This window comes from Pseudomonas sp. B21-041, assembly GCF_024748675.1.
Lineage (GTDB): Bacteria > Pseudomonadota > Gammaproteobacteria > Pseudomonadales > Pseudomonadaceae > Aquipseudomonas > Aquipseudomonas neuropathica.
In genome coordinates this window covers 2,509,238-2,535,147 of record NZ_CP087175.1, presented here as the reverse complement: position 1 = coordinate 2,535,147, position 25,910 = coordinate 2,509,238, and the positions used below count along the sequence as shown (strand labels likewise).

At 56.3% G+C, this 25,910-nt stretch carries 29 protein-coding genes; 13 read left to right on the top strand and 16 right to left on the bottom strand.

Annotation, left to right across the window (positions count from 1 at the left end):
* Positions 1–257: 257 nt before the first annotated feature.
* The 4 genes from LOY43_RS11245 to LOY43_RS11230 all read left to right on the top strand — a co-directional run bounded on the left by LOY43_RS11245 (position 258) and on the right by LOY43_RS11230 (position 5,459).
* A complete protein-coding gene (locus tag LOY43_RS11245; RefSeq protein ID WP_212622376.1) occupies positions 258–1,790 on the top strand; it encodes an SIR2 family protein in 1,533 nt (510 codons plus the stop codon).
* Between the two features lie 250 nt (positions 1,791–2,040).
* A complete protein-coding gene (locus LOY43_RS11240) occupies positions 2,041–3,513 on the top strand; it encodes a hypothetical protein (RefSeq protein WP_258709639.1) in 1,473 nt (490 codons plus the stop codon).
* 126 nt (positions 3,514–3,639) lie between these two features.
* Positions 3,640–4,605, top strand: coding sequence for a hypothetical protein (locus LOY43_RS11235; RefSeq protein ID WP_258709638.1), 966 nt, complete (start codon positions 3,640–3,642; stop codon positions 4,603–4,605).
* Between the two features lie 110 nt (positions 4,606–4,715).
* Positions 4,716–5,459: a hypothetical protein gene (locus LOY43_RS11230; protein ID WP_258709637.1), complete on the top strand. Its 744-nt coding sequence runs from the start codon at positions 4,716–4,718 to the stop codon at positions 5,457–5,459.
* A 413-nt stretch (positions 5,460–5,872) separates the two neighbouring features.
* Here the strand turns inward: LOY43_RS11230 and LOY43_RS11225 are convergent, their stop codons facing one another.
* The 7 genes from LOY43_RS11225 to LOY43_RS11195 all read right to left on the bottom strand — a co-directional run bounded on the left by LOY43_RS11225 (position 5,873) and on the right by LOY43_RS11195 (position 11,389).
* Positions 5,873–6,529, bottom strand: coding sequence for a DUF2931 family protein (locus LOY43_RS11225; RefSeq protein WP_212622382.1), 657 nt, complete (start codon positions 6,527–6,529; stop codon positions 5,873–5,875).
* 31 nt (positions 6,530–6,560) lie between these two features.
* A complete protein-coding gene (locus tag LOY43_RS11220; RefSeq protein ID WP_258709636.1) occupies positions 6,561–7,220 on the bottom strand; it encodes a DUF2931 family protein in 660 nt (219 codons plus the stop codon).
* Positions 7,220–8,761 carry a DUF2235 domain-containing protein gene (locus tag LOY43_RS11215; protein WP_258709635.1) on the bottom strand — a complete coding sequence of 514 codons (1,542 nt, stop codon included), beginning with the start codon at positions 8,759–8,761 and terminating at the stop codon, positions 7,220–7,222. The genes LOY43_RS11220 and LOY43_RS11215 overlap by 1 nt, the downstream gene beginning before the upstream one ends.
* Before the next feature lie 139 nt (positions 8,762–8,900).
* On the bottom strand, positions 8,901–9,263 hold the full coding sequence (locus LOY43_RS11210) for a DUF6124 family protein (RefSeq protein WP_108226440.1): 363 nt from the start codon (positions 9,261–9,263) through the stop codon (positions 8,901–8,903).
* Between the two features lie 641 nt (positions 9,264–9,904).
* A complete protein-coding gene (locus LOY43_RS11205; protein WP_258709634.1) occupies positions 9,905–10,384 on the bottom strand; it encodes a GNAT family N-acetyltransferase in 480 nt (159 codons plus the stop codon).
* Between the two features lie 13 nt (positions 10,385–10,397).
* Positions 10,398–10,610, bottom strand: a complete 213-nt coding sequence (locus LOY43_RS11200) for a DUF4287 domain-containing protein (RefSeq protein ID WP_093437198.1) — start codon at positions 10,608–10,610, stop codon at positions 10,398–10,400.
* Positions 10,611–10,840: 230 nt separating this feature from the next.
* On the bottom strand, positions 10,841–11,389 hold the full coding sequence (locus LOY43_RS11195; RefSeq protein ID WP_258709633.1) for a cytochrome b: 549 nt from the start codon (positions 11,387–11,389) through the stop codon (positions 10,841–10,843).
* 209 nt (positions 11,390–11,598) lie between these two features.
* Here LOY43_RS11195 and LOY43_RS11190 point away from each other — a divergent pair, with 209 nt between their 5' ends.
* From LOY43_RS11190 to LOY43_RS11155, 8 genes are all read left to right on the top strand, one after another.
* Entirely contained in the window at positions 11,599–12,276 is a 678-nt protein-coding gene (locus LOY43_RS11190; protein WP_258709632.1) for a thermostable hemolysin, read from the top strand.
* Positions 12,266–13,747, top strand: coding sequence for an AMP-binding protein (locus tag LOY43_RS11185; protein ID WP_258709631.1), 1,482 nt, complete (start codon positions 12,266–12,268; stop codon positions 13,745–13,747). Before LOY43_RS11190 ends, LOY43_RS11185 begins: the two co-directional genes overlap by 11 nt.
* On the top strand, positions 13,744–14,418 hold the full coding sequence (locus tag LOY43_RS11180; protein WP_093437183.1) for a TenA family transcriptional regulator: 675 nt from the start codon (positions 13,744–13,746) through the stop codon (positions 14,416–14,418). The genes LOY43_RS11185 and LOY43_RS11180 overlap by 4 nt, the downstream gene beginning before the upstream one ends.
* The gene (locus LOY43_RS11175) at positions 14,405–15,214 is read left to right on the top strand and encodes an SDR family oxidoreductase (RefSeq protein WP_258709630.1); all 810 of its coding nucleotides are present in this window, start codon (positions 14,405–14,407) and stop codon (positions 15,212–15,214) included. Before LOY43_RS11180 ends, LOY43_RS11175 begins: the two co-directional genes overlap by 14 nt.
* Complete coding sequence (locus LOY43_RS11170) at positions 15,211–15,855, top strand: tetratricopeptide repeat protein (RefSeq protein WP_095125749.1); 645 nt, start codon at positions 15,211–15,213, stop codon at positions 15,853–15,855. Before LOY43_RS11175 ends, LOY43_RS11170 begins: the two co-directional genes overlap by 4 nt.
* Before the next feature lie 11 nt (positions 15,856–15,866).
* On the top strand, positions 15,867–16,529 hold the full coding sequence (locus tag LOY43_RS11165; protein WP_007910671.1) for a response regulator: 663 nt from the start codon (positions 15,867–15,869) through the stop codon (positions 16,527–16,529).
* Positions 16,526–17,941: an ATP-binding protein gene (locus LOY43_RS11160; RefSeq protein WP_258709629.1), complete on the top strand. Its 1,416-nt coding sequence runs from the start codon at positions 16,526–16,528 to the stop codon at positions 17,939–17,941. The genes LOY43_RS11165 and LOY43_RS11160 overlap by 4 nt, the downstream gene beginning before the upstream one ends.
* 154 nt (positions 17,942–18,095) lie before the next feature.
* A complete protein-coding gene (locus LOY43_RS11155) occupies positions 18,096–18,659 on the top strand; it encodes a GNAT family N-acetyltransferase (protein WP_095047435.1) in 564 nt (187 codons plus the stop codon).
* Between the two features lie 49 nt (positions 18,660–18,708).
* On the opposite strand, the gene LOY43_RS11150 is transcribed toward LOY43_RS11155, so the two are convergent.
* Together LOY43_RS11150 and LOY43_RS11145 are read right to left on the bottom strand one after the other, a co-directional pair.
* Positions 18,709–19,782: an NAD(P)-dependent alcohol dehydrogenase gene (locus LOY43_RS11150; RefSeq protein WP_134173893.1), complete on the bottom strand. Its 1,074-nt coding sequence runs from the start codon at positions 19,780–19,782 to the stop codon at positions 18,709–18,711.
* Between the two features lie 34 nt (positions 19,783–19,816).
* Positions 19,817–20,032, bottom strand: a complete 216-nt coding sequence (locus LOY43_RS11145; protein WP_095125752.1) for a hypothetical protein — start codon at positions 20,030–20,032, stop codon at positions 19,817–19,819.
* Here LOY43_RS11145 and LOY43_RS11140 point away from each other — a divergent pair.
* Positions 20,031–20,957, top strand: a complete 927-nt coding sequence (locus LOY43_RS11140) for a universal stress protein (protein ID WP_095047438.1) — start codon at positions 20,031–20,033, stop codon at positions 20,955–20,957. The two genes, LOY43_RS11145 and LOY43_RS11140, sit on opposite strands and share 2 nt — an antisense overlap.
* 29 nt (positions 20,958–20,986) lie before the next feature.
* Here the strand turns inward: LOY43_RS11140 and arsH are convergent, their stop codons facing one another.
* The 7 genes from arsH to LOY43_RS11105 form a co-directional block, all read right to left on the bottom strand.
* The gene (arsH, locus tag LOY43_RS11135) at positions 20,987–21,682 is read right to left on the bottom strand and encodes an arsenical resistance protein ArsH (RefSeq protein WP_095047439.1); all 696 of its coding nucleotides are present in this window, start codon (positions 21,680–21,682) and stop codon (positions 20,987–20,989) included.
* A gap of 9 nt (positions 21,683–21,691) precedes the next feature.
* Positions 21,692–22,162 (bottom strand): arsenate reductase ArsC, encoded by a 471-nt coding sequence (locus LOY43_RS11130; RefSeq protein ID WP_095047440.1) that lies wholly within the window; start codon positions 22,160–22,162, stop codon positions 21,692–21,694.
* A 28-nt stretch (positions 22,163–22,190) separates the two neighbouring features.
* Positions 22,191–23,474: an arsenic transporter gene (locus LOY43_RS11125; protein ID WP_258709628.1), complete on the bottom strand. Its 1,284-nt coding sequence runs from the start codon at positions 23,472–23,474 to the stop codon at positions 22,191–22,193.
* A gap of 23 nt (positions 23,475–23,497) precedes the next feature.
* The gene (locus LOY43_RS11120; RefSeq protein WP_095047442.1) at positions 23,498–23,845 is read right to left on the bottom strand and encodes a metalloregulator ArsR/SmtB family transcription factor; all 348 of its coding nucleotides are present in this window, start codon (positions 23,843–23,845) and stop codon (positions 23,498–23,500) included.
* 148 nt (positions 23,846–23,993) lie between these two features.
* Entirely contained in the window at positions 23,994–24,452 is a 459-nt protein-coding gene (locus LOY43_RS11115) for a VOC family protein (protein WP_258709627.1), read from the bottom strand.
* Complete coding sequence (locus LOY43_RS11110; protein ID WP_095125754.1) at positions 24,415–24,867, bottom strand: GNAT family N-acetyltransferase; 453 nt, start codon at positions 24,865–24,867, stop codon at positions 24,415–24,417. The genes LOY43_RS11115 and LOY43_RS11110 overlap by 38 nt, the downstream gene beginning before the upstream one ends.
* 74 nt (positions 24,868–24,941) lie before the next feature.
* Positions 24,942–25,847, bottom strand: a complete 906-nt coding sequence (locus LOY43_RS11105) for a LysR family transcriptional regulator (RefSeq protein WP_095047445.1) — start codon at positions 25,845–25,847, stop codon at positions 24,942–24,944.
* Positions 25,848–25,910: the final 63 nt, after the last annotated feature.

Sequence of the window (25,910 nt, the reverse complement as noted above, 5' to 3'; positions counted from 1 at the left end):
TTACGGATGGGGCAGCTTTCGGCCAGAAGCGGACATTCGCGGCATGAAAAGCTTGGGCTTTATTACGTAAAAGGCCGCGTCCTCTAGCCCTTGACCATTACCAAGCGTTTTCTCTGAATTTTCAGTGAAATCAGCGATAATATAATAATATGTGACGTTGCCTTCCAATGTGAGAAATACGTTGATGGCTCTTCCAAAATCACTGAAAAATACAAGCCGACAAATATAGCGCAGCCGACTTCAGAAAAAGGAATGTAATGAACTGCATAGATCAGCTGGACGATATTGCAAAATCCAAACTACTTGGATCAATGTTTTCAAGAAATTATTTTTTATGGGTTGGCTCTGGATTTTCCTATAATTTTGGATATGTAAGTTGGGGTAAGGTATTAAGACTAATCGGAAAAGAAATTGAGTACCCTCTCGATCTTGACTTAAGCAGTCCGCTCAGGGCGGCTGAACTACTATGTTCATACGCCAGAACAAAGTTGGAATGGAGCGAGTATCAGTTTAACTCTCTCGTTGCAAAATGCTTACAGGACTCCAGGAAGAAGCAAAAAGATCCTGAATGGACAGATCGATTTAGACGTTTCTCTCCTGGCATGATTGTTACAACCAATTGGGATGATCAATTGGAGAGGATTTTCGATGGCCTGATCAATGTAGTCGTTAGAAAGGACAAGTCCCCACAAATTTCAAGTAAGGGTAAAAACCTTTTAAAGATACATGGAGATGTCGGTCGTCCCGCCAGTATTGTTGTAACCCAAAGCCAGTACTTTTCTTTTCAGAGAGAAGATACATATCTTAATAGAAAGATTTATACATTATTTTCCGAGGCATCTCCTATTTTCCTAGGTTACAGCCTAACCGATCCTAATATAAGCTTTCTGTATGATGAAGTTTATGCTCATATGGGCGAGGAAAAGCCACCAGCATACATGGTGGTACATCCAAGCGAAAGCGATCAAGTGCTCGAAGAAACGCGCCTATTATTCTCTAGTAAGAATATACATATTATCCAGGCAGAAATCGGAGAGTTTATCAATGACTTATCCGTCGAATATAAAAAATACTTAATCTCAAACAAGAGCTTTGATGAGGAGTATAAAAACATAATACCTCGACTTAATACTGTATTTGCTGACATAAACAAAAAGAAAGATGTAGAGGCCGATAACAAAATCGGCGTTTTCAAGACCAAGGAAGCTCGACATCAAGCAATTTCAGCACTAGTCGAAATCCTCAATGATCAGAATCTCTATACAAAATTTGGTGGAAATTTGCTTGCCCCAGAAAATCGGATGCCATATAGCATAATAGATCTGGTCGTAGGTGCTGTTATTTGGTTGGTTAACAAGGCTGGCCACCCGTCGCCTGATGTAAAGTCCAATTTCCACAGAGCAGTGCTAGATGTCTGCGCAAACACTGAGGGCGTCTGGGATTTTTATACTGCAGAAAGCCCTTTTCGGAATGTGTTGCGCATTTCCCCAGCTAAAGATAGTGAGTTTTTTGAGGCTCGGTTAACTCATATTATTAAGGTGCTTCGTTGGTCTGCCCCATCTCAGCTAGGTAAATGTTGGTCTACCTGGAACGTGTATCTCCGAAACTTAAACTGGTTTTCTACTTCGGATATCCTTGGGATATTAGATATTTTAGGGCAACCTAATCAAAGTCATCATCTAGAAGCGGACATGAGATGGCTGGTTAAACTAAGAAAAAGCAAGTCATTCAACGAGGGGTGCGAAAGCAAACTGGATGAAATGATTGCAGTACTTGATGATGTCGAGTGAAATTAATTTCAAGGCCCGCTTTGGCCAATAGCAGTCGTTAGTGAGTAGCAGCTTACGGCCAAAAACAGTCAGTCAGATAGCGACTGCTATGCTCGTGATTCTATTTTTTGGAGGATATATTGCGACCAAATCAAAAGGGTCGAGACGTTAAAGCAAATCTGTCTATGCTAACTGAAAAATCTTGTTGCCGGTCTAAGGCGAAACACTTCCGCCTAATGTAGTATAGAGGATTGTGGAAAAGGAAAGCGAAATGACTAGATGGATTCAAGAGTTCAACCAACACCCGTTCAATCATGTATGGAAGGATCTGCTGGCAGCAGTCAAATCTGTAGTCGTTGACGACGTTACTGTTGCGACTACTGTACAGGAGTTAGCAAGGTTAAAAAAAGCCCTATTCTTCATTGATGGCATATTTAGTAGTGCCGACCTTGAGCTCACACCCAAGTCAATATGGGCAAGCAGTTATAGCCAAGCAGATGCATGTTTAGGTCAAGTGCAGCATTATGACAGCAATCGGAATGTGGCGCATCTTATTCAAGCAAACGAGCATGCCGATAATCTTCTTACCTATGTTCGACCTTACATGGTACACCCTAAAGATGCAATTAAGGCATACGGTGTGGCCGTCAAAGCTTTCTCCGATCAAGTTTCAGATTACATCGGCGCCTTTCAGTCGAAAACATCGGAGACCCAATCTAACTTAGATATATCTGTGCGCAAAGCTGTGGAGCAGGTCAGGGTAATTGAGGAGATTGAACAACGCGTAAAGAATTTTGACGCGTATCTGTTCGACGGGGTAGATGGCAACGATCCTGCAGAGAAATTTTTTGCACGAGCGCTTTCTAATGCTGAAAGTCAACATCAATCTATAAGTGACTTGCATCAGAAGTTACTGGTTAATCCTGGCTCGGTGTCTGAAAAAATCACAAATTTCGAACAGGAAATTTCAGAGTTCAGAAATGCGCAGAATGAGTTGACCAAAGAGTCAGTATCTAAGCACAAGGATTTGGAACATTTTTATGAGCGCGTTTTTGGTCGTACTTCAGCGGATGATGATGAAATCCAAGATGACGGTTTGAAGCGAGAACTAGACCTCAGATTTGAACAGCTTGCTACTTACGAAACAGAACAAGCAACACGTCAAGAGGCACTATTTACGCGTATTGAGTCTCTACTTCCCGGCGCTACCAGTGCTGGGTTGGCCTCATCATACAAGACTCTCAAAGATAATTTTGAGAAACCTATATCCAATTATACACGGGCCTTCTATGGAGCAATGCTTGCATTGCTGCTGGGCGGGCTAGCACTAGTTATAGATAGCTTCACGTTATGGCCGTTTCACATAGAACTTTCTAGGGCTGCAGATTGGGAGGAGATGCTCCGTACGTTGCTCACCCGCCTTCCAGTAATAATACCAGTAGTCTGGTTTGCGATATTCTCAGCGACGCGTCGTAGCCAATATGAACGACTGCAACAAGAGTACGCACATAAAGAAGCGTTTGCATCATCATATGAAAGCTATAAGAAACAATTGCAAGAACTTAAGATAGATGCAGATTTGTTGCAGCAAGAGTTGATCGCTAAAGCTATCGAAGCAATCGCTTTTAATGCTTCAAAAACATTAGACGGGAAACATGAAGAAAAGCTACCCATGATGCAGCTTTTAGAGAAGGTTAATCTGGACGAGCTAAAGAAACTTCTGGAATTAGTAAGAAACAAATAGCGATTCAAGTGCACTGCTGATCTTGTCTGCGACCAAGAAAGCGCTACGCTAAAGACTCCTTACGTCGTTTTGTGGAACCGAAAAGACAGATAAAGAGCAACCACAAGTTCATTGTTGGAGTTTTATATGACTGGCTATTTAGACTCTGTTCCTCATCCGTGGAATCGGAAGCAGATTATGGCTGCGATGACGCACAAATTTACGGAAGTTTATCCCTCAATTCAAAGAACTCCCGGCGGTAAAATTTGGAATGATTTGAAGGGGCTGGATGATACGGTATGGATCTTCTATACAAGCATTTCCGAACTTATTGATGAAATTTGTGTTTTTGGCGAGCGAAGCAAGGATCCAGAATTCTGGAATGAAAGCAATGAAAAAACGGCAGAGCACTATACAAGAGAGGTGAAACGAAAACTTTACTATTGTACTTCCTCGCTTATGACCCTAGTAGACATCGCGAGAAACTTTGACAAAAGATATGATACAAATGGGGTAGAAAAAAAAAGAGCTGAATTCTTCACCACGTCTGGATTGCACGATTTCCTACAGGATTTACGCAACTTCAATACACATTGGCGCATTGCTGAAGCCAACTGGTCAATAAACTACGACATGGAAAATGGGACGCGGACAGTTCATTTTCAGATAAGCAAGGAAGATTTGCTCGCATGGAGAAAATGGACTGCCAAGGCGAAACATTACATCCAAAGCTTAGATGGCAGTGTTGACGTGTACGAAATTCTCACAACATACAAAAAACAAGCACAAGCATATTACACATGGCACAAAGGAGTCGTGATTGAACAAAACGCGCAGTCTCTACAACTATATTTTGAGTATACAAGGATTCATGAGGGTCTGAGGCAGTATCAGAAATGGAACATGCTTCTTTCGCATGCAAAAAATGATACAAACCCCTATCAATATTTGGCGAAATTTCTTTCAATCTCTCAAATTGAATCGGTGTTGTCTCATCCCATGCACAGTGAAAAACAGGTGGATGCTTTGATTAGGGCGGTAGACATTTATCAGATATGTGATAAAAATCTCAAAGCCAAACTTATGAAGGTGTTTTCGGTCTCCGAGCAATAAATATTTGTTTGATAACGAAGATTATCTGCACCGCTGGAGGAAGAAATAACCACTGTTGCATGGCGCGCCAGTTTTACTATTAGCTCAAATCAATGAAACAAGGGGGTTTCATGAGTGAAAAATTGTCTTTAGAGCAGTTGGGAGGGCCGCCAAGTGCCTACATTTACTTTCTGTCTCTATATTCTGTGGCAACGGGAGCTCTTTATCTATGGGGTTATTGGTCGCCATTCGGTGTTAATATTCTAGAGTATGTAAACTTCACAGATATAGTGAAGTCAACAATATACCCCATCGCTTCAACCTTTGTTTTTATGGCTCTTGGAGTAATGATAGGTCAGCTGGTAGGTGTGGGGCCAGACCTACCGCCTGGCGGAGGCAGAAACAGTCCTCCAGCACAATTTATAACGAGGCATAAACGTTTATTGATTTTTCTATATCTCGCCGGGACTTTGTTATTTGCGATTTATGGGCCAGTTGAGAAGTGGCAGGGGGCATTGCCAGTTTTGTTCGGGGCTCCTATCGCTTTATATGCAAGCGCACGCAATGTTTTAGAACGTCAAATTCCGGCGGACGGGCCTCGGACTTTATGTTTGTTCTTGCTTGCAGTTCTGCCTTTTATCGCTTTTGGTACTGGTCAATTAAGAGCGGCTGCCGTATTGGACGGTAAAGCATTTGACTATGTAATAGATAACACTGCTATAACGCCTGATGCGCATCCCCTTCAAAGTACTCGCTTCGTTGGCCATGCTGGTGATTTCTTTTTTTTCTTAGAACCAGAAAAAATGATATTGTCGATATCCAAATTTGAAACAGTAAAAACATTGAGGCTCGGTAGGTTCGAGCGCAAGCGGTAGCGAGCGCCCCGATTTGGTCTCGCAATGTGAGGGCCCGCGAGAATTACAGCGTAAATCTTCGTTTACACCCACCCGCATTCGGAAAGTTGCGAATTATATGCATCGCTAGTTTGCTGGCACAATTCATTTTGATTAAGAAACTTGCCCTTTTCGTAGCGAAAGGCGCCCAGAATCGAACCTGCTAACCGCATTAGCCAAGCCGCTTTTTTTGTCGAGGATTTCATCTTAGTACGCAGTTGAATGCTTGCTGAGCCGATACACATAGGAGACCGATTGTTGTTTTTTGCGAAGGGCAGCAAATGGCCGAAAGCGGACCTTCGCTGAGTTCAGCATTGACGCGGTGGCTGTCAAATGTGATTCACTCCTGACAACGCCACTGAAAGCAGGCAAGAGAAGTGACTCCTACCTCTTTCCTACCAACTTCCATACGGAATGCCGTACTTTTCGACGTATCGTTTAGCCTTCTCACTTACCGGATAGGCATAACGACCACCGTGCTTCCCTTGTTCCGGCCCCAGAGGCTCTATCTCTCCTTGACCGCGAGAAATCTCAACCGGATTTCGACATGAATCTCTAACCCATGTTTTGAGCACGCCGCCCGGAGCGAGACCCACATAGAGCGACGCCATAAACCGAGCGGTTTTCTCCGGTGTTTCCGGGCAACGCTGGTGCGTTGACTTCAACATCAGTTGCCTGCCCTCCTCCGGAATTTCGATGAAACCTTGGTAGGTTTTTTGCTCTGTTATGGATTGCCAGCGGACAAAGATCTGTTTTGGAAGATCAGCGCCCGTCACAGGTCTCCCGGTACCCGATACTTTCCCCCAACCACGAGCAGACTCTGTGCGGATATCGGGCTCACCGCTAGCAGCAGTGCTCTTGCCAGCGCGAAAGAAAATTCTGTTATTGATGTCTTGAACGGAGCTGTCTTCTACCCAGACCTTCATGTAATTCGGCTCAACGAACACTAACTCCCACCATGGATATTTAGGGTCATTTTCGCCGGTTTCGGTGCCTCCGATTTGGCAGCCAGATATCAATAAAGCGCCCAGCAGCGCAATCCTTGCGTTCATTACAAAAGATCCATTCAGTTAAGTGTCACGGCTACCAACTTCCGTACGGAATGCCATATTTGTCTATATACCGCTTGGCCTTTTCACTCACCGGATAAGCGTAACGCCCTTCGTTCTTACCTTGGCTCGGCCCCAGTGGTTCAATTTCTGCCTGCGCTCGAGCGACTTTGACCGGGTGGTGGCAAGAGTCTCTTACCCAAACCTGCACAACACCACCGGGGGCCAACCCTAGATAAACCGACGCCATAAATCTCGCTTCCTGATCAGGCGTCTGCGGGCAACGTTGATTGACGGACGCCACCATCAACTGCCTGGCTTCCTCTGGGATTTCTACCCATGCCTGCCACGTTTTCTGTTCGACAATCGATTGCCAACGGACCCAGATGCGAACAGGCAAATCTGCTCCCACCACTCTCCTTCCGCTGCCGCCTACCCCACCTGTCCAACCTCGGGCGGACTCCGTGCCATCTTCAGGCTCTCCCCCCGCTGCGGTGCCGCCGCCGGTGTTGTAGAAAATCCTGCCGTTAATGTCTTGAACAGAACTGTTCTCTACCCAGACCTTCATGTAGTCCGGCTCGGTAAACGCCAACTCCCACCACTCGGATTTCGGGTCATTTTTTGCTGAAAGTGGATCCGCTGACTGGCACCCAGTAATGAACAGCGCGCATAGCAGGGTAAAAAGTACTTTCATCACCAAAGTTTCCAGTCAGCTACATGAGGGTGTTGTACGCGTATCGAGTCCGGCGTCGGGGCATTGATGTAAACGGCACGGACGCCACTGCCATCTCTGCGCCCGAGAGGATGGTTCCAATTTGCAGACATGTGAATGTACTTCAGCTTCAGCAATTGGTCTTCTTGGATTGAGGTGTCGTAATTACCCGCCAGAAATCGATCACACAGCGCTTGAAGCTCTGCGGGCACTGCCAACTCAGGCGTATCGGGAATGTCTTGAAACCGAACGCCCTTCTCTTTCGCCAATCGGTGCATCACTCGTAGATATACCCTGGAGAGCATGCCACTCACAGGACGCTTGAGTTGCACGGCGGCATATACGCGCTTCATGCGTGGGCTGAGCCGTTCCTGCCGATCAATTGGCAGAAGAAGGGCATCAGGCGTGACGATCTCCAGCATCTCTGCTGGCCATCCTTTGGCGAGCCACTGCGCCTTCACCGTCACGGCATCACGGTAGATCGAAGTAGTGGAGACGTCGGTAAATTGCGACACCTCAAGTGTTTGCATCGGACTGACGAGCACGCACTCTTGGACTTCATCGCGGTAGCCACCGCCGATGTCGGAATGAACCCCGGGCAGAGTTATTTCCAAGTGATCCGCTTTAACGCGGCTCAGAGCGAAGTTAGCCCGATATTCGTCACGCGCGGATAACTGCACGACATCAGTGAAGAAGCGGCGGTCGAGGTAAAGTTTGATTCCTGTTGCGATGGGACTTTTGATATCCCCCAGATTCGACCAGCCAGCAATGGATGGCACCGTATCAAAAAGGCCAATAAAACCCATGTTGATGCTGCTTTTGTACTCTTCGATGAAGGTCCGGCTGAGGGCATTGGCGTTGCTGCGCAACACTTCCCCGAGTGGCCCCTGCTTTCCACGTACGACCTCGTTGGCAAAGTGTCTTGCTGCAGCAGCACCACGGCTGAAGCCGAACGCATCAAAGGTCAGGGACGTAATTTCACTATTGGGATTGTTGTCCAACACGTCCTTGATACGCGTTTTGATCTCTGCGAACGACAACTGAACACGGCCCGCCACGCCTGTTTCGCCTCGGCCAGTACCACCACCTAACGTACTGTCCTTTTTGCCTGACTCAGTTCCTATTCCCTCGATGTAAATCATCCGGAACGCTTGCTTCTGCGAACTATCCCCTTCGGCCCTTTGAGGTGCGAAGTACAGTTCGCTTAGTTTCTGAACATTGGTGGTGCTATTGGCGTAGCTGCTGTCCGGATCCCTCATATAGGGCTGACAACTGGCGGGGATATCCTCGGGAGCTATGGGATGCTGCGCCCCACACAGCAATCCCGCCGCCGTGTTATTCGCATTATTCCCAGTGCCATCAAAGAAAACCCCAATCCTCAACGCGATTCCGATTTTCTCAGGCTCGCGCGCAGGTTCTTTCCCGTGTTTCTCATATTCCGCCCAACGCTGGGCATGAATATCAACGGGTTTGGCTTCTTCGTAGCGGTGGTTTTTCGGGGGGTTGGGTACGTAGCCACTCATCCGTGATTCCTGGTTCTGATCCTTGAGAACGGCCCAAAGGGTGACAGCCGTGGCTGGGGGGCGCAAGCCGTGGCCGTGTGCCAGCCAGGGTGTGACCGCGGGGTTAGACGAGGGTTTCCCCTCGTCGGGATGGGGTTGGTTAACTGGCGATTTCGACGTTATCCAGCGCTTGATTGACGGCGATTTCGCCGAGCATCACGACTTGGGCGATGCCCAGTGCGGTTTTGCGGTGCGGGGTGTCGAGCATGGCGGCGAAGTTGAGGAGCATTTCGCTGGCGGAGCCGAGGGTTTCGCTGGCGTTGGCGAGCAGGGATTCGCTGTTGTACTTCGGGTTGGCGAGGTACATGCGTTCGGGTTGTTGGGTGCTGGCCATGATTTGGCTGGCGGGTTTGAGGTAGTGGTCGAGGGCGCGTTCGGCGGCTTCGTGGAATCGCTTGGAATCGGGGGATTCGTAGGGGGATGTGGGGTCGGTTTCTGGTGGGTTCGGCGTTACTTTGAACATAGATGAAGCTCCTAACACATTTAGAGGAGGCTTCACCCTTTCGCTACCAAACGAAGGGTGGCGGCCATGCGCAGGTTGGTAGACCGGGTGTTAGGATCCGGCGCGCCCTAGGACGCCCTGCACATGACCACCATAAATTCGAAACGAAGAAGTTTCGGCGATGGTGGAGCTGTACATCTAACACCGGGCTACCAAACCCGATCGCTGTTTTTCAGCGACCGACAGACGATAGAACCCGCGACCTAGACGCACAAGCCGGCGGATTCTGGCTTAGTCGTAGGTAACGGCGCAAGGCGTTGTAGGGTTTCGGTGGTTACTTGAGGCTTCGTTTAAACAGTGGTGGTTTTTACTGTTTATTTCGGTCAGTGGTTGATGGGGTGACTCGGTGGACGTCTTCGCGAGCAAGCTCGCTCCCACAGGGATTTGTGGTTGAGTTGGGATTGGTGGTGGCTGAGCTGGCGTTATCGCGAGCAGGCTCACTCCTACATGGGATTGAGTCTGGCTTGGGATTTGGGGTGGTTGGGCTGGCGTCTTCGCGAGCAGGCTCGCTCCCACAGGTTTTGTGTTGGGCTTCTGGGTTCGCGGCGGCCGGGCTGGCGTCATCGCGGGCAAGCCCGGCTCCCACAGGAATTGGGGGATGGCTATGGTCGGTGGCGTGTCATGTTGATCAGCGCTGAACGTTTGCCACCCGGCGCCGGGCGTTCTTCGATGGAGAACGGCACGAAGCCGAGTTTTGGGTAAAGCAGCAGGCCTGCGGTATTTTCGTTGAAGCAAGACAGTTGCACTTCCTTGGCCTGGTATTTTTCGAAACCCAGCGCGGTCATGGTCTCGACAATGTACCGCGCCACACCTTGCCCACGGGCATATGGCGCGACGATGACGTTGCCGATGCAGCAGATGCCATCGTGCTCAGCGCGGTAGAAGTTGGCGAAGCCGACGAACTCGCCGTTGGCCAGAAAAGCCGTGGAGTCGAAGCGTTGGCTGATTGCGCTGTGCATCTGTTCTTCCGTCAGCGGGAAGTTGGCTTTCGGGAACATGAAGAACAGCTCTTGTTCGCCTTGGGGAAAGCTGCAGAGGGTGTTGACGTCGTCGGCCGTCACGGGCCGGTGGGTGAAATTCATCGCTGCCCTGCCCTCACTTTTTTCCCGCCAGATGATGCGCAACCAAGGCGTTGGCATGACCGTGGCCCATGCCGTGTTCCTCCTTGAGCCACGCCACCAGTTCCATGTGTTTCTTGTCGCTGATGCCGGCAAGCAGGCTCAGCCAGTGATCGATGGGCTGGCCGTATTTTTTCTCGATGGAGGGGAAGTATGACGCCGGGCCTTTTACCTTGTTGTCTTCGCTCATGCTGCAAGCTCCCTGTGGTCACGACGGAGGGTCGGCGGACGCTCCTTGTCGGCAGGTCATAGAGTGGACGCGAAGTGCGGTTCCGGCAACTGCCCCGCTCTGCCAGACACCACAAAAAACTACGGGAGCGAGCCTGCTCGCGAAGGGGCCGTGTCAGCCAACATCATCAGAGGCTGACACACCGCTTTCGCGAGCAGGCTCGCTCCCACAGGGGTTGTAGTGGATCAGGGTTATTCGGTGCGGCCCGGCAGCATCCGCACCAGCGTGTTATCCCGCACCCAATAATGGTGAAACAACCCCGCCAGCGCGTGCAGCCCGATCAGCCAGTAACCGGTGCTGCCAATCAGTTCATGCCAGTACTTCAGTTGTTTGCCGAAGTCCGGGTCGATGGCCACGGGTGCCGGGACGTGGAAGCCGAAGTACGGGAACGGTTTGTCGGCGGCGGCGAGCATCAGCCAGGCGAGGATTGGGGTGGCGATCATCAGGCCGTACAGCGCCAGGTGTGTCAGGTGCGCGATGCCGGTCTGCCACGCCGGTGGTTTGGGGGTGATCGGTGGGCGTGGGCTGAGGCGGCCGAGCAGGCGGATCCACACGAGGGCGAAGATGCTCGCGCCGAACAGGCCGTGGAAGCCCATCAGCAAGCCGCGTGCTTCGCTGCCCTTGGGCAGGTAGCCCTTGATTTCGACGCAAGCGTAGACGCCGACAAACAGCGCCAGCATCAGCCAGTGCAGGGTGATTGAGAGTTTTCCGTAACGGGTTACGGCGATGTCGTGGGACATAAGCTGCGCCTCTTGATTGTCGTGAGTGACGGCCGATTCGTTCGACTGCCTCGCTCCGGTTGTTGGGCGAACCGACGGCGTTACCCTGCCCGCCCAGTCTTAAGAGAGTCTGAAGACAGACCCTCACGTTAACCTTTTTTCACCTTCAGACTTCGTTAAGAAATGCCTCCGATACTCGCCTCAAACCTATTGAGGGAGGCGTTCTGCCCATGCCCGAATTTGACTGGAACATCGCCCTGCCCCTGCGCTTCGGTCAAGCCGAAACACCGCAGATGACGTTGACCGGTGCGCTGCCCGACGATGCCCTGCGAGAGACTTTCGAAGCCTTTATCCAGCAACGCTTTCGCAAGGCCCACGGCGCCGACATCCGCCATTTCATGCCCGAGCTGTTCGGCATGCACAACGGCGATGGCGAGTTGTGCGCCGTGGCCGGGGTGCGTCGCGCGCATCTGGAATCACTGTTCCTTGAGCGCTATCTGGATGAGCCGATCGAGCCGTTGATCAGCGCGGCGGCAGATCGTGCGGTCGAGCGCAGCGCCATCGTCGAAGTCGGCAACCTCGCCGCCAGCGACACCGGCAGCGCGCGCCTGAGCATCATCGCCATCACCTACCTGCTGGCCATGGGCGGCCTGGAATGGGTGACGTTCACCGGCAACATCGGCCTGGTCAACAGCTTCCATCGCCTGGGTTTGAAGCCAGTGACATTGTGCGCCGCTGATCCGGAACGGTTGGGTGACGAGCGTCAACACTGGGGCAGTTATTACGAAAGTAAACCTTGGGTGCACGTCGGCAACATCCGCGCCGGGTTCGTCCATTTGCGCGATATCGGCCTGTTTGCCCGCCTCGGTTTGCCCGGTTCGATTGAAGGAGCCTGTCATGTCGCTTGAACTGCAACGCTTCCAGGAAACCCTGCGCGACCATGCCCGGCGCAATGACAACGCGACGGCCCTGTGGGGCGACACGCTGAAACTCGATTACGCCACGCTGTACGCCGAGGTGTTGTATCGCCAGGAGCGCCTGCGCGATGAGCAAGCGCAGGTGATTGCGCTGGCGTTGGACAACGGCGTCGACGCGATGCTGTGGGATCTGGCCGTGCTGTTTGAAGGCCTGACCTGCGTGACGCTGCCGCCGTTTTTCAGTGCGGCGCAACGTGCTCATTGTCTGCAACAGAGCCAGGCCGAACGGGTGATTGCCGAGCCGGAGCTGGGCGCCGAACTGCTCGCGGTCGGCTATGAACAACGTGGCGAGTTCTGGTGCCGCGCGTTCAGCGGCCCGAGTCGCATGCCGGCCGGTACCGCGAAACTGACCTTCACTTCCGGCACCACCGGCACGCCGAAAGGTGTGTGCCTGAGCGCCGAGAGCCTGCTGCGGGTGGCACGGGAGCTGGATCAGGCCAGCGAAGCCACCGGCCCGCAGCATCACTTGGCGCTGTTGCCGTTGGCGATTCTGCTGGAGAACCTCGGCTGTTACGCCGCGCTGTATGCCGGCGCCATGCTCAGTTTGCCGAGCCAGAAAACCCTCGGCATTCAGGGCGCTAGCGGCGTCGAGATTCCGCGCCTGCTCGGTTATCTGGCCAGCCGCGCGCCGGAGAGTCTGATCCTAGTGCCGCAGTTGCTGCTGTTACTGGTCAGCGCCGCCGAACAGAAAGCCTTCGACCCGCGAAACCTGCGCTTTGCCGCTGTCGGCGGTGCGCGGGTCTCGGAGGATCTGCTGCACCGTGCGCAACGGGTCGGGCTGCCAGTTTACGAAGGCTACGGCCTGTCCGAATGCGCCTCGGTGGTGTGCCTCAATCGCCCCGGCGCACGCCGCCCCGGCAGCGTCGGCCGACCGTTGCCGCATGTCGAAGTGCGCCTGGCCGAGGACGGCGAAGTGCTGATCAAGGGCACGACGCTGCTCGGTTATCTGGGTGACGCGCCGTACGCCGAGGAATGGTGGCCGAGCGGTGATCTGGGCGAGTTCGACCCGGAAGGTTTTCTCTATCTCAAGGGCCGCAAGAAGCACCAGTTCGTCACCAGTTTCGGGCGCAACGTCAACCCGGAATGGGTCGAGTCCGAGCTGACCCAGCGCCGCCACATCGCCCAGGCCTTCGTTTACGGCGAGGCCTTGCCGCGCAATCACGCCCTGCTCTGGCCGCATCGCCCGGACTGCACCGATGCCGAACTGGCCGCTGCCGTCGCTGAAGCCAACGAGGCTTTGCCCGATTACGCCCAGGTGCATCAGTGGACGCGCCTGCCGCAACCCTTCACCGCCGCCAATGGCTTGCTCACCGCCAATGGCCGCCCGCGCCGCGACGCCATCGTCGCGCAGTACCACGCGCAATTGACCGAATCCGCTGTTTCCGAGGAGTCCGCATCATGAGTTTTTTTGACACCCTGCAAGAAGCCACGCAACAGGAACGCCACGAACTGTTCAACCTGCCGATCATCGTCGATGCCCTGCAAGGCAAGGTCAGTCTCGACAGCTATCGGGCGTTTCTCGCGCAAGCGTATTACCACGTGCGCCACACCGTGCCGCTGATGATGGCTTGCGGTGCGCGCCTGCCGACGCGTCTGGAATGGCTGCGCAAAGCGGTGGCCGAGTACATCGAAGACGAATACGGCCACGAGCACTGGGTGCTCAACGACATCGCTGCATGTGGCGGTGATCGTGATGCGGTGCGCGACGGTCAGCCGTCGTTGTCGATCGAACTGATGGTCAGCTTTCTTTACGACCTGATCGCCCGGGGCAATCCGGTCGGTCTGTTCGGCATGGTCAACGTGCTCGAAGGCACCAGCATCGCCCTGGCCACCCACGCGGCGGGCAGCATTCGCGAACGTCTGGCGTTGCCGGAAACGGCGTTCAGTTACTTGAGTTCCCACGGCTCACTCGACATCGAGCACATGCAAACCTATCGGCGCCTGATGAATCAGTTGGAAGATCCTGCCGATCAAGCCGCCGTGATCCATGCCTCGAAAGTCGTTTATCGCCTGTACACCGACATGTTCCGTGGCTTGCCGCGTGACGCGGAGGCTCAATATGCAGCTGCGTGATGCGCGGGTGGTGTTGACCGGTGCCAGTGGCGGCATCGGCCTGGCCATCGCCGAAACCTTGTGCGCCGCCGGTGCCCACGTGCTCGCGGTGGCGCGGCATCAGGAGGCTCTGCTGCCGTTGCTCAAGCGCTACCCCGACTCGTTGTGCTGGGTCGCGGCTGACCTGACCTTCCTCAGCGATCGGCGCAAAGTGCTGGTCGCCGCCGAAGCCATCGGCGGCATCAACCTGCTGATCAACGCCGCCGGGGTCAATCACTTCGCCATGCTTGAACAGTTGGATGACAGCGACATCAACGCGATGCTGGCGGTGAACATCAGTGCACCGATGTGCCTGACCAAACTGCTGTTGCCGCTGCTCAAGCTGGCCGACAGCGCCATGGTGGTCAACGTCGGTTCGACCTATGGCTCGATCGGCTACCCGGGTTACGCCAGTTATTGCGCGACCAAATTCGCTTTGCGCGGGTTTTCCGAGGCGCTGCGCCGCGAGCTCGCCGACACCCGCGTCAGCGTGCTGTACGTCGCGCCCCGCGCCACGCGCACCTCGATGAACAGCGCCGCCGCACAAGCGTTGAACGACGCACTCAAGGCCAACGTCGACGATCCGCAAACCGTGGCCTCGGCGGTGATCCATGCGATTGCCGGTGATCGTCGCGACCTCTACCTGGGCTGGCCGGAACGCTTCTTCGTCCGCCTGAACAATCTGCTCCCGCATCTGGTCGATCGAGGCCTGCGCAAGCAGTTGCCGCTGATCCGCCGTCTCAGTGAAAAACCTGACCACGAGTCGCCAAAGCCATGAAAAAACTATCCGCATGCCTGTTGCTCGCCGCCTTGAGTCAAAGTGTCTGGGCGCTGGAACCGGCCGACCAGCAACGTCTCGAGGGCATCCAGCAGAGCTGGGCGCACATCCAATATGAAGTGGCGGAAAAACAGCGCGCCGCCGCGTTCGAACAATTGGCCAGCGAAACCAACACGTTCACCACGCAGCGCCCGGCGGTGGCCGAAGCGTGGATCTGGAAAGGCATCGTCACCAGCAGTTGGGCCGGTGCCGAGGGCGGACTCGGCGCACTGGGCAAAGCCAAGGACGCTAAAGCCGATCTGGAAAAATCCCTGACCCTCGATCCCAAAGCCCTGCAAGGCTCGGCCTACACCAGCCTCGCCGCGCTGTATGACCGCGTGCCCGGCTGGCCCATCGGTTTCGGCGACAGCGACAAGGCCGAGCAACTGCTCAAGCAAGCCTTGCAACTCAACCCCAACGGCATCGACAGCCTGTACTTCTGGGGCGATCACCTCTACCGTCAGAAGCGCTACGCTGAAGCCAAAGCAGCCCTGCTCAAAGCCCAACAAGCCGCGCCGCGTCCGGGCCGGGAAAGTGCCGATGCCGGGCGTCGCAAAGAGATCGCCGCCCTTCTGGTGGACGTGAACAAGAAACTCGACTGACAGGAGTCCGCGTGCGTTTATTACTGGTTGAGGATGACGTGGCGCTGGGTGAAGGCATTCATCAGGCGCTGGGCCGCGAGGGTTACACCGTCGACTGGCTCAAGGACGGCAGCAGCGCGTTGCATGCGCTGCTCAGTGAAACCTTCGATGTCGCCGTGCTCGATCTCGGTCTGCCACGCATGGACGGCCTGCAAGTGCTGCGCCGCCTACGCGATAGCGGTTCGAATCTGCCGGTGCTGATTCTGACTGCCCGCGACGCTACTGAAGACCGCATCGCCGGGCTCGACGCCGGGGCCGACGACTACCTGATCAAACCGTTCGACCTGGATGAACTCAAGGCACGCTTGCGCGCCTTGTTGCGGCGCAGTGCCGGGCGCGCCCAGGCGTTGATCGAGCATGCCGGCATCAGCCTTAACCCCGGCACCCAGCAAGTCAGCTATCAGGGCCAGCCTGTGGCCCTGACGCCCAAGGAATATCAGTTGCTCCACGAACTGCTGTCGCCACCTGGCCGGGTGATGACCCGCGATCAGTTGATGCAGCTGCTTTACGGCTGGAATGAAGAAGCCGAAAGCAACACCCTCGAAGTGCACATCCATCACCTGCGCAAGAAGTTTTCCACCGACCTGATCCGCACCATTCGCGGCGTGGGTTATCTGGTGGAGGAGCGTCGATGACCTCGATCCGCCGCCGCACGCTGACCTTGATCATCGGCCTGTTGCTGGCCGGCCTCGCGGTGCTCAGCACCTTCAACCTGCACGACAGCAACCACGAAATCGCCGAAGTCTACGACGCACAATTGGCGCAGAACGCGCGCTTGTTGCAAGGGGTGATGCGCATGCCCCTGGCCAGCAAACAGCACGCAGAGCTTTACCAGGCGTTTAACTCGGCGCTGGGCGAAGCGGTGCCGCGCGGCGAGGGTCATCCTTACGAACGCAAAATCGCCTTTCAGGTGTGGAATCCTGCCGGTGATGTGTTGGTGCACACCGCCAGCGCACCGTCCTTCAAGGCGCCGCCGACTCAGCCCGGTTTCAGCGATGTGGTGGATCTGAACAATCGGCACTGGCGCGCCTTTCTCCTTGAAGACAAACAGAACGGCCTGCGCATCTGGGTCGGTGAGCGCGACGATGTGCGCGCCGATCTGGTCGACCGCATCGTCCGTCACACGCTGTGGCCGAACGTGGTCGGCAGCCTGCTGCTGGCAGCGATGGTCTGGCTGGCGATTGGCTGGGGCCTCAAACCTTTGGCGAACATGGCCGAAACCTTGCGCGCCCGCCACAGCGGTTCGCTGGAACCGTTGCAATTGGCGCCGCTGCCCAGTGAGCTGGAACCGATGCAGGCGGCGCTCAACCGTATGCTCGCGCAGATCCAGGAAGTGCTCGGCCGCGAGCGGCGCTTTATCGCCGACGCCGCCCACGAAATGCGTACGCCGCTGGCGGTGCTGCGGGTGCATGCGCAGAACCTGCAGGAGGCCGGCACCGAACAGGAACGCCGCGAATCGCTGGCGTTTCTGATCGCCGGGGTCGACCGCACCAGTCGCCTGGTCAACCAGTTGCTGACCATGGCGCGTCTGGAGCCGAAACCCAATCCGCCGCCGCTGCAACCCATCGACCTCAGCGAAACCGTGCGCAACAGCCTGGTGCAATTGACGCCATGGTTGCTGAGCAAACACCTGGAACTGGCCTTTGAAGACAGCGCCCAGCCGCTCAACATCATGGCCAGCCCCGGCACGATCGACATTGCCCTGAACAACCTGATCACCAATGCTGCGAACTTCTCCCCGGAACACGGCGTGATCACCGTGCTGCTCAGCCAGGCTGAGGGTTTCTATCACTTGAGCGTTGAAGATCAGGGGCCGGGCATCGATGAAGCCGACCGGGCGCGCTTGTTCGAACGCTTCTACAGTCGCGGCAATGCCCACGGCGCGGGGCTGGGGCTAACCATCGTCAACACCATTGCCACGCAGTTGGGCGGACGGATCACTTTGGTCAACCGCGCTGAGGGCGGCCTTCGTGCGACCTTGTCGATTCCCGACGGGCAACCGCGCCCCGCATCGCAACGCAGCACCCGCGAACCACCTCAGGGCTGAGCCTGTTGCGGAAACAAAAGCATCGCCCGCTAAAAAACAGTGGCCGCGCGTCGGAATCTGATCCAGATCAGCTTCCGGGGCTGACATCGGTGTAGAACAGACTCAGCGCACTCTCCTGCGCGTTGCTCGTTCAGCCCCGATGGAGGCTCATCTCATGCTCACTGTCAAAGACCACAATGACCGCGCGGCGCCGGCCTATGCCGCGCACCAAGGTGAATACTGGATCGAGTCGCTCAAGGATGGCCGCCACGTCTTGATCCGCGCACTGGCCGCCAAGGATCGCGAACGCGAGTACGCGTTTATCAAGCGCTTGTCGCCCGAGTCCCGACACCTGCGTTTTCTCGCGCAGATGAGTGAGCCGGGCACCGCGTTGCTCGATCAGTTGATGGACGTCGATTACAAACAACGCGCGGCCTTCATCGCACTGGTTCACGAAAATGGCGAATTGATCGAGATCGGCATCAGCCGCTACGCCGCCACGGGCGAACAGGACTGCGAATGCGCTGTGACGGTCGCCGATGAATGGATGCACCTGGGCCTGGCCACGTTGCTGATGGAGCACCTGATCAAAGCCGCCCGGCTCAACGGTTTCAAACATCTGTATTCGGTGGATTCGGCCAGCAACACGGCCATGCGCGACCTCGCCCGATCACTGGGCTTTGAAACCCACAGCGATCCTGATGATCCCCATCAGGTCATTCATCGCCTGAGTCTGTAGCGCCATTCCTGCGCCCTGCACCAGTAAACAGTACGGGGCGCATTGCCAATCAAGGCGTGATCGCCACCTTCATCACCCCATCGCGCTGATGCGCGAACAGTTCATAGGCGGCTTCGATATCGTCCAGTTTGAAGTGGTGGGTCACCAGCGGCGACAGATCGACACCACCGCTTTGCACCACCGCCATCAACCGGCGCATGCGCTCCTTGCCGCCGGGGCACAGGGTGCTGACGATGCTGTAATCGCCCAGCCCCGCCGCGAAGGCATCGTAGGGAATGCGCAGGTCCGACGCGTAAACCCCAAGGCTCGACAAGCGTCCGCCCGGGCGTAACACCCGCAAGGCAGACTCGAACGTGCCTTGGGTGCCCAAGGCTTCGATGGACACATCCACGCCGCGCCCGTCGGTCAACGCCATGATTTGCTCGACCACGTCGCCATCCTTGAAGTTGACCACATGGGTCGCACCCAACTGCCGCGCGACGCTCATGCGCTCGGCCACCGCGTCGACGCCAATGATCACGCTCGCGCCCTTGAGCCGCGCCCCGGCCACCGCACACAGGCCGATCGGCCCCAGCGCGAACACCGCAACGCTGTCGCCGATACTGACTTCACCACGTTCGGCGCCGGAGAATCCGGTGGACATGATGTCCGGGCACATCAGCACTTGTTCGTCACTCAGCCCGTCGGGGATCGGGCACAGGTTGGCCAAGGCATCGGGCACCAAGACGTACTCCGCCTGGCAGCCATCGATAATGTTGCCGAATTTCCAGCCGCCGGTGGCGCGAAAGCCGTGGCGAGTGTCCGGCCCGTCCTGGGAGCCGCAGCCACACAGGCAGGCGTAGCTTTGGCCGCTGGGGGTGATGGCGCCGGCAATCACCCGTTGGCCTTCGAAAAATCCGCGCACCTGTGAGCCGAGTTTCTCGATCACGCCCACCGGTTCGTGACCGACGGTCAAACCTTTGGCCACCGGATACTCGCCACGCAGGATATGCACGTCGGTGCCGCAGATCGTCGTGGTGGTGATACGCACCAGTGCGTCCAGCGGGCCAACCTCGGGGATCGGTTTGTCATCCAGCACGATGCGATTCTTTTCGACGAATATCGCCGCTTTCATCATGGCCATGATCAAGACTCCTGTGCAGGTGTTTGCAGTGAGTTCAGCACCTTTCCAAGGCTGCGCCGAACTGACCGACACAAGGTTGATAACGATCAATCAATGCAGGATTGCGCCCGCCGTTACCGCCCGTCGGGCGCGGGCGTTGCTCGGCTGCGTCATTGACAAAGATCAAGCCGCGCCCGGCGGCACGGAGCAACATGAACTGACGCCGTTGCGTCTGGCCGGCCAATGCCGCTACCCACAGGAGATTCGTCATGTCCGAGCAAGCACGTTTCATGCTGGTAGCTTCACCGCTGATGAAACACAGCCCTGCGTTCGATCGGGCCGCTGCCCTGGCCAAGGCATCGGGTGCGGCGCTGCATATCGTGGCATTCGATTACCTCGAAGGGCTGGCGACCGCCGGATTGGTCAACGAGCAGGCCCTGGAACAGATGCGCCTGGGTTATGTCGAGCGCCACCGCCAATGGCTGGAGGACCAGGCCCGGCCCATGCGCCACCTCGGCGTGACCGTGACCACGGAAGTGGTGTGGGTCGACAATCCGTTGCGTGAAATCCAGATTCACCTCAAGGAGCAGCCGATGGCCCTGCTGATCAAGGATCTGCAGCACGCCTCGTTCATGTCGCGATTGATGTTCACCCCGCTCGATGTTCATTTGCTGCGCGAATGCCGGGTGCCGCTGCACTTTGTCAGCCATGTTCAGCATGCCCGGCCTCGGCGGATCGTCGCGGCGATTGATCCGTTTCATCGCGACGAGCAATACGCTGACTTCAACGACCGCATCCTGCGCGAGGCCGCGAAACTGGCCAGCCTCTGCGATGCCGAACTGGATGTGATCTACGCCTACGACCTGTCATCGATCAGCGCCGACGAGTTCGGTTTTGGCAACGCCTCGACGTTTTTTACCCCGGGCAAGGCGAAAACCCTGTTCGATGCGCAAGGTGATGCATTCCGCGAACTGGCCGAGCGCAACGGCATCGCGCCGGAACGCCAGCACATGATCATGGGCAATCCGGCCAAAGTGCTGTGCAGCTACGCCGATGCCTATGACATCGACGTGATCGTCATGGGCCGGATCGGTCATCGCGGCCTCGGTCGGTTGATCGGTAGCACGGTGGAACAGTTGCTGTACAAAATGCCCTGCAGCGTCTGGGTGGTGTCACCGCAAGTACTGGTCGACTGAACGCAGCCGTCCCTCGCCGAGGGACGGCCTCAGATCGAGCGCTGATTGACCCGCGCCATCAATTGCTCGGCACTTTCCTTGCGCTCGGAGTAACGGTCGACCAGATGCGCCTGTTGATCACGCAGCAGCACGGTGAACTTCACCAGTTCTTCCATTACATCCACCACACGATCGTAGAACGGCGACGCTTTCATCCGCCCGGTGTCGTCGAACTCCATGTAGGCCTTCGGCACCGAGGATTGGTTGGGGATGGTGAACATGCGCATCCAGCGGCCCAACACGCGCAACTGGTTGACCACGTTAAACGACTGCGAGCCACCGCAGACTTGCATTACGGCCAGGGTTTTACCCTGAGTCGGGCGCACGGCGCCGAGTTCCAGCGGGATCCAGTCGATCTGCGCCTTGAACACGGCGGACATCGCGCCGTGCCGTTCTGGCGAACACCAGACCTGGCCTTCCGACCACAGCACCAGCTCGCGCAGTTCCTGCACCTTGGGATGGTCGACTGGAACGTCGTCGGGCAGTGGCAGACCGGATGGGTTGAAGATGCGCGTTTCGGCGCCGAAGTGTTCGAGCAGACGTGCGGCCTCCTCTACCAGCAAACGGCTGAAGGAGCGTTCGCGGGTCGAGCCGTAGAGCAGCAGGATGCGCGGTTTGTGCGCGCCCGCTTGCGACGGTTTGGCGTTATCGAACAGATTGAGATCGAGGTTGGGCAGTTCGGACATAAATCCTCCTTAAAGCGTGCCGACGCGGTCGAGCTCAGCCTTGAGTTGATCGCGGCTGAGCGAGTGGAAAGGCAGATCGAGGAAGGCCTGACAGCGTTGGCCGATGCGCATAAGGGTGGCGTGAAAAGCCGCGTCGACAGTGGCTTCGTCGCCCTTCACTTCGGACGGATCTTCCAGCCCCCAGTGGGATTTCAGCGCCGGGCCGAAATACACCGGGCAAGTCTCGCCAGCGGCTTTGTCGCACACGGTGATGACGATATCTGGCGGGTTGCTTTCAAAAGCGTCGTTGCCTTTGCTGTGCAAACCATCAATGGCGATGCCGGCCTGTTGCAGCGTCGACAGGCTGCGCGGCAAGACCTGACCTTTGGGAAAACTGCCGGCACTCACCGCTTCGAATCCCGCTGGCGCCAGATGATTGAACATGGCTTCAGAGAGGATGCTGCGGCAGCTGTTGGCCGTGCACATGAACAAAACTCGCATGGATTGCTCCTACCGCTTTTGGGGGACATCAAAGGCTCAGGCGCAGTGCCAGGGCCGAAAGAGTGATCAACAGAACCGGAAGGGTCAGCAGAATGCCGACCTTGAAGTAGTAGCCCCAGGTGATGCGCAGACCTTTGCGTTCCAGCACATGCAGCCAGAGCAACGTGGCGAGGCTACCGATGGGGGTGATTTTCGGGCCGAGGTCGCAGCCAATGATGGTGGCGTAGATCATCGCTTCGCGAACGAGCCCTTGGGCGTCGCTGGCCTGGATCGACAGCGCACCGATCAGCACGCTGGGCATGTTGTTCATCACCGATGACAACAGCGCGGACAGCAGGCCAGTGCCGAGGGTGGCGCTCCACAAACCTTGCTCGGCCAAGCGGTCGAGGACGACGGCCAGCAGGTCAGTCAACCCGGCATTCTTCAGGCCATACACCACCAGATACATGCCCAGCGAGAACACCACGATCTGCCACGGTGCATCGCGCAAAACCCGTCGGGTAGCGATCTTGTGGCCCTTGGCAGCGACCGCAAAAAGGATCGCCGCACACACTGCCGCGACGGCACTGACAGGAATCCCCAGCGGTTCCAGTGCGAACAGTCCGACCAGCAGTATCAGCAGTGTCCAGCCGCCGACCACGAAGGTGGCGTGGTCGCGAATCGCTGCTTTGGGTTCCTGAAGCGCCTCAACCGGGTAGCGCTGTGGCACATCGCGCCGGAAGTACACAAACAGCACCAGCAACGTCGCCGCGACACTGACCAGACTCACCGGCACCATCACTGATGCGTATTCGGCAAAGCCCAAGCCGAAGTAGTCGGCGGAGACGATGTTGACCAGATTTGATACCACCAGCGGCAGGCTGGCCGTGTCGGCAATAAACCCGGCGGCCATGACGAATGCCAACGTCGCCGCCGGTGAAAAGCGCAGCGCCAGCAACATCGACATGACAATGGGTGTGAGGATCAGCGCCGCACCGTCGTTGGCGAACACCGCCGCCACCGCCGCGCCGAGCAACACGCAGAACGCGAACAATCGATAACCACTGCCCTTTGCCCATCGTGCAACGTGGAGTGCCGCCCATTCAAAGAAGCCGGCTTCATCCAGCAGCAGGCTGATGATGATCACCGCGATAAACGTGGCGGTGGCGTTCCAGACGATGGCCCACACTGTGGGAATGTCCTGCAGCGAAACGGCACCGACAGCCAGGGCGATCAGGGCACCGAACGTGGCGCTCCAACCGACGCCTAATCCTTTGGGTTGCCAGATGACGAGTACGAGGGTGAAGACGAAAACAGCGAAAGCCAGCAACATGTCAGAACTCTCTAAATCCGGATTCAGCAGCAGGCGGCTTCGCGCACCGGACGCCCGTCCATGTTCTGCAGGCGGGCGGCGTTGTCCTTGAGCCAATCGGCGTTGGCTTTGGACGTCACTTGCAGAATCTCGCGCACCCACGCCGGCAGCTCCGGATTGAGCCGGTAATAGACCCACTGGCCCTGACGGCGATCGAGCAGCAAGCCATTGCTGCGCAGTTGCGCGAGGTGGCGGCTGATTTTCGGTTGGCTGTCGTCGAGCGCACACATCAGCTCGCAGACGCAGAGTTCACCTTGATCGGAAATGAGCAGCATGGCGCGGACACGGGTTTCGTCAGCGAGGCTCTTGAAGACTTCGGTGGGAGTGATCATGGAATGGGCTCTGCACATATGGAAATTCGAATATACGGATATCCATATATTAATCAACCCCAAGAATTTCCTTTTTGCCAAAGCGCTGTAGAAGGCACAGTCTTCAATGCCGCACGCAACGTCATTCGTGCCAGCCCTGCAAACGGGACTACAGGTGCGTGTCCACCGGCGCGACGATCTCTACTTTGATCTTGTCCGGATCCTCACAGTAGAGGGCGTAGTGCTCCGGGCCGCCGGCGTGCGGATAGGCGCTCTCGTAGAGAAGACGAAAACCGGACGTTCGCAGCCAATCCGCCATTTCATCCACTTGCGCCTGTGAACCCGCCTGGAACGCCAGATGATTCAAGCCCACGCCCCGGCGGTTAAAGCCCTGTTGCAGATCGCTTGCCTGAACGAACACCAGGTAGGTGCCGTTGAGAATAAAGCTGCGCCCGGCGGGCCAGTTTTGATGCTGCGTATAACCCAGCATCAAGAGCAACGGCTGCCAAAAGCGCAGCGAGACTTCCAGCGATGAGACGTTGATTTCAACGTGATGAAGCCTGCCGGTTTTGGGTGTACTGCCCAGATCGCTATTGGTCATCGGCGGCATTTCCTTGGGTTGCGCCAAGGGTTTTCAACAGCGTATGACGACTCCACGGGCCGCAGTACTCAGGCACGTGCGCGATCAATCGGTAGCCGCAGCGGGTGTACCAACGGGCGACGTCGTCATCCAGCGTTTCGATCAAGGCATCCACGCACGCCCTTTCAACGGCCAGCGCCTCAAGCTTGTGCAACGCCTGAGTACCCAGCCCGGTTCCGCGCCATTGCACGTCGATCCACAGGTAATTGACAAACAGGCGCCGGAATTCGGTTCTGCCGGTAGCGCCGCCGATCAGTGTTCCCTCCTCCATCAGCGCACAGGCGATGGCTTCAGCGTGCCCGCCGCGAGCCTCAGACAAGGCTCGGCCATGCCGTAAGACGCCGTCACTGATGGCCTTCAAGGTGTCCGCATTGATGTCGCGAACGCTAAGCCATTCCCTCATTGCTGCTCTCCATTGCCAAAGGCTTTGAAGCTATTCAAGCAAAAGCGGCGCCAACAGCAGCACAGCCAAAAGGATTAACGGATGCCGGCCTGCGATCTGCCCAGCAACAACCCCTGCTCCGCTTCACATAACCCCACCACATAATCCCAGACCACCCGCAGCCGCACCGACTTGTGCAACTCGCGCCGCGTACTGATCCAGTAGCTGCGCTCGATGCTTTCATCCGGCAGCAACGGCACCAGATCGGGATCCGACTCGGCCATGTAGCAAGGCAACACCGCAATGCCCAATCCCGACCGCGCCGCCTCCTGCTGCGCGATGACGCTGGTGCTGTGAAACACAACCCGAGGGCTGCGACAGAAACTGTTGAGAAACATCAATTCCTGGCTGAACAGCAAATCGTCGACATAACCGATCCACGCATGCCGCCCAAGGTCCTCGCGGCTGTGCAGGGGCGGGGCTTTATCGAGATAGCGCTGGCTGGCGTACAGCGCCAAGCGATAGTCCGTGAGCTTGCGCGTGACCAGCATGTCCGCCGCCGGGCGCTCCAGGTGAATGCTGATTTCCGCTTCACGGTTGAGGATGCTGACAAAGCGCGGCACCGCGACCAGTTCCACTTCCAATCCCGGATAGCGCTCGAACAAGCCGATCATGCGGCTGGCGAGAAACTTGATGCCTAGCCCTTCGGTGACGCCAACACGAATCTTGCCCAACGGCGCAGTGGATTGGGTGATTTCCTCCTGCGCCAGCAACGCAACGTTTTCCATCGCTTCAGCATGTTTAAGCAGCGCCTCCCCCGCCGGGGTCATTTCGTAGCCTTGGGCGTGCTGGACGAACAGCGCGGTGCCGAGGCTTTTTTCGATGGCTTCGATATGGCGGGCGACGGTGGCGTGGGTGGTGTTGAGGCGGCGGGCGGCGGTGAGCAGGCGGCCGCTGCGTTGCAGCTCGAGAAAAAACCGCAGGTCGTTCCAGTCGAACATGGCGTGTCCTTGTCGGCTATGGTCAATGCACGCTGTTTGAAAACGCACAGCGGCTGCGCAAAA

Excerpts from the sequence above, each read along its gene's own strand:
- LOY43_RS11150 (WP_134173893.1), bottom strand. The coding sequence starts at position 19,782 with ATGGCCATGATGAAAGCGGCGATATTCGTCGAAAAGAATCGCATCGTG.
- LOY43_RS11220 (WP_258709636.1), bottom strand. The coding sequence starts at position 7,220 with ATGAAAGTACTTTTTACCCTGCTATGCGCGCTGTTCATTACTGGGTGC.
- LOY43_RS11155 (WP_095047435.1), top strand. The coding sequence starts at position 18,096 with ATGCTCACTGTCAAAGACCACAATGACCGCGCGGCGCCGGCCTATGCC.
- LOY43_RS11195 (WP_258709633.1), bottom strand. The coding sequence starts at position 11,389 with ATGTCCCACGACATCGCCGTAACCCGTTACGGAAAACTCTCAATCACC.
- LOY43_RS11170 (WP_095125749.1), top strand. The coding sequence starts at position 15,211 with ATGAAAAAACTATCCGCATGCCTGTTGCTCGCCGCCTTGAGTCAAAGT.
- LOY43_RS11175 (WP_258709630.1), top strand. The coding sequence starts at position 14,405 with ATGCAGCTGCGTGATGCGCGGGTGGTGTTGACCGGTGCCAGTGGCGGC.
- LOY43_RS11215 (WP_258709635.1), bottom strand. The coding sequence starts at position 8,761 with ATGAGTGGCTACGTACCCAACCCCCCGAAAAACCACCGCTACGAAGAA.
- LOY43_RS11245 (WP_212622376.1), top strand. The coding sequence starts at position 258 with ATGAACTGCATAGATCAGCTGGACGATATTGCAAAATCCAAACTACTT.
- LOY43_RS11210 (WP_108226440.1), bottom strand. The coding sequence starts at position 9,263 with ATGTTCAAAGTAACGCCGAACCCACCAGAAACCGACCCCACATCCCCC.
- LOY43_RS11110 (WP_095125754.1), bottom strand. The coding sequence starts at position 24,867 with ATGAGGGAATGGCTTAGCGTTCGCGACATCAATGCGGACACCTTGAAG.
- LOY43_RS11105 (WP_095047445.1), bottom strand. The coding sequence starts at position 25,847 with ATGTTCGACTGGAACGACCTGCGGTTTTTTCTCGAGCTGCAACGCAGC.
- LOY43_RS11180 (WP_093437183.1), top strand. The coding sequence starts at position 13,744 with ATGAGTTTTTTTGACACCCTGCAAGAAGCCACGCAACAGGAACGCCAC.
- LOY43_RS11160 (WP_258709629.1), top strand. The coding sequence starts at position 16,526 with ATGACCTCGATCCGCCGCCGCACGCTGACCTTGATCATCGGCCTGTTG.
- LOY43_RS11205 (WP_258709634.1), bottom strand. The coding sequence starts at position 10,384 with ATGAATTTCACCCACCGGCCCGTGACGGCCGACGACGTCAACACCCTC.
- LOY43_RS11145 (WP_095125752.1), bottom strand. The coding sequence starts at position 20,032 with ATGACGAATCTCCTGTGGGTAGCGGCATTGGCCGGCCAGACGCAACGG.
- LOY43_RS11125 (WP_258709628.1), bottom strand. The coding sequence starts at position 23,474 with ATGTTGCTGGCTTTCGCTGTTTTCGTCTTCACCCTCGTACTCGTCATC.
- LOY43_RS11140 (WP_095047438.1), top strand. The coding sequence starts at position 20,031 with ATGTCCGAGCAAGCACGTTTCATGCTGGTAGCTTCACCGCTGATGAAA.
- LOY43_RS11185 (WP_258709631.1), top strand. The coding sequence starts at position 12,266 with ATGTCGCTTGAACTGCAACGCTTCCAGGAAACCCTGCGCGACCATGCC.
- LOY43_RS11230 (WP_258709637.1), top strand. The coding sequence starts at position 4,716 with ATGAGTGAAAAATTGTCTTTAGAGCAGTTGGGAGGGCCGCCAAGTGCC.
- LOY43_RS11130 (WP_095047440.1), bottom strand. The coding sequence starts at position 22,162 with ATGCGAGTTTTGTTCATGTGCACGGCCAACAGCTGCCGCAGCATCCTC.
- LOY43_RS11120 (WP_095047442.1), bottom strand. The coding sequence starts at position 23,845 with ATGATCACTCCCACCGAAGTCTTCAAGAGCCTCGCTGACGAAACCCGT.
- LOY43_RS11200 (WP_093437198.1), bottom strand. The coding sequence starts at position 10,610 with ATGAGCGAAGACAACAAGGTAAAAGGCCCGGCGTCATACTTCCCCTCC.
- LOY43_RS11235 (WP_258709638.1), top strand. The coding sequence starts at position 3,640 with ATGACTGGCTATTTAGACTCTGTTCCTCATCCGTGGAATCGGAAGCAG.
- LOY43_RS11190 (WP_258709632.1), top strand. The coding sequence starts at position 11,599 with ATGCCCGAATTTGACTGGAACATCGCCCTGCCCCTGCGCTTCGGTCAA.
- arsH (WP_095047439.1), bottom strand. The coding sequence starts at position 21,682 with ATGTCCGAACTGCCCAACCTCGATCTCAATCTGTTCGATAACGCCAAA.
- LOY43_RS11240 (WP_258709639.1), top strand. The coding sequence starts at position 2,041 with ATGACTAGATGGATTCAAGAGTTCAACCAACACCCGTTCAATCATGTA.
- LOY43_RS11225 (WP_212622382.1), bottom strand. The coding sequence starts at position 6,529 with ATGAACGCAAGGATTGCGCTGCTGGGCGCTTTATTGATATCTGGCTGC.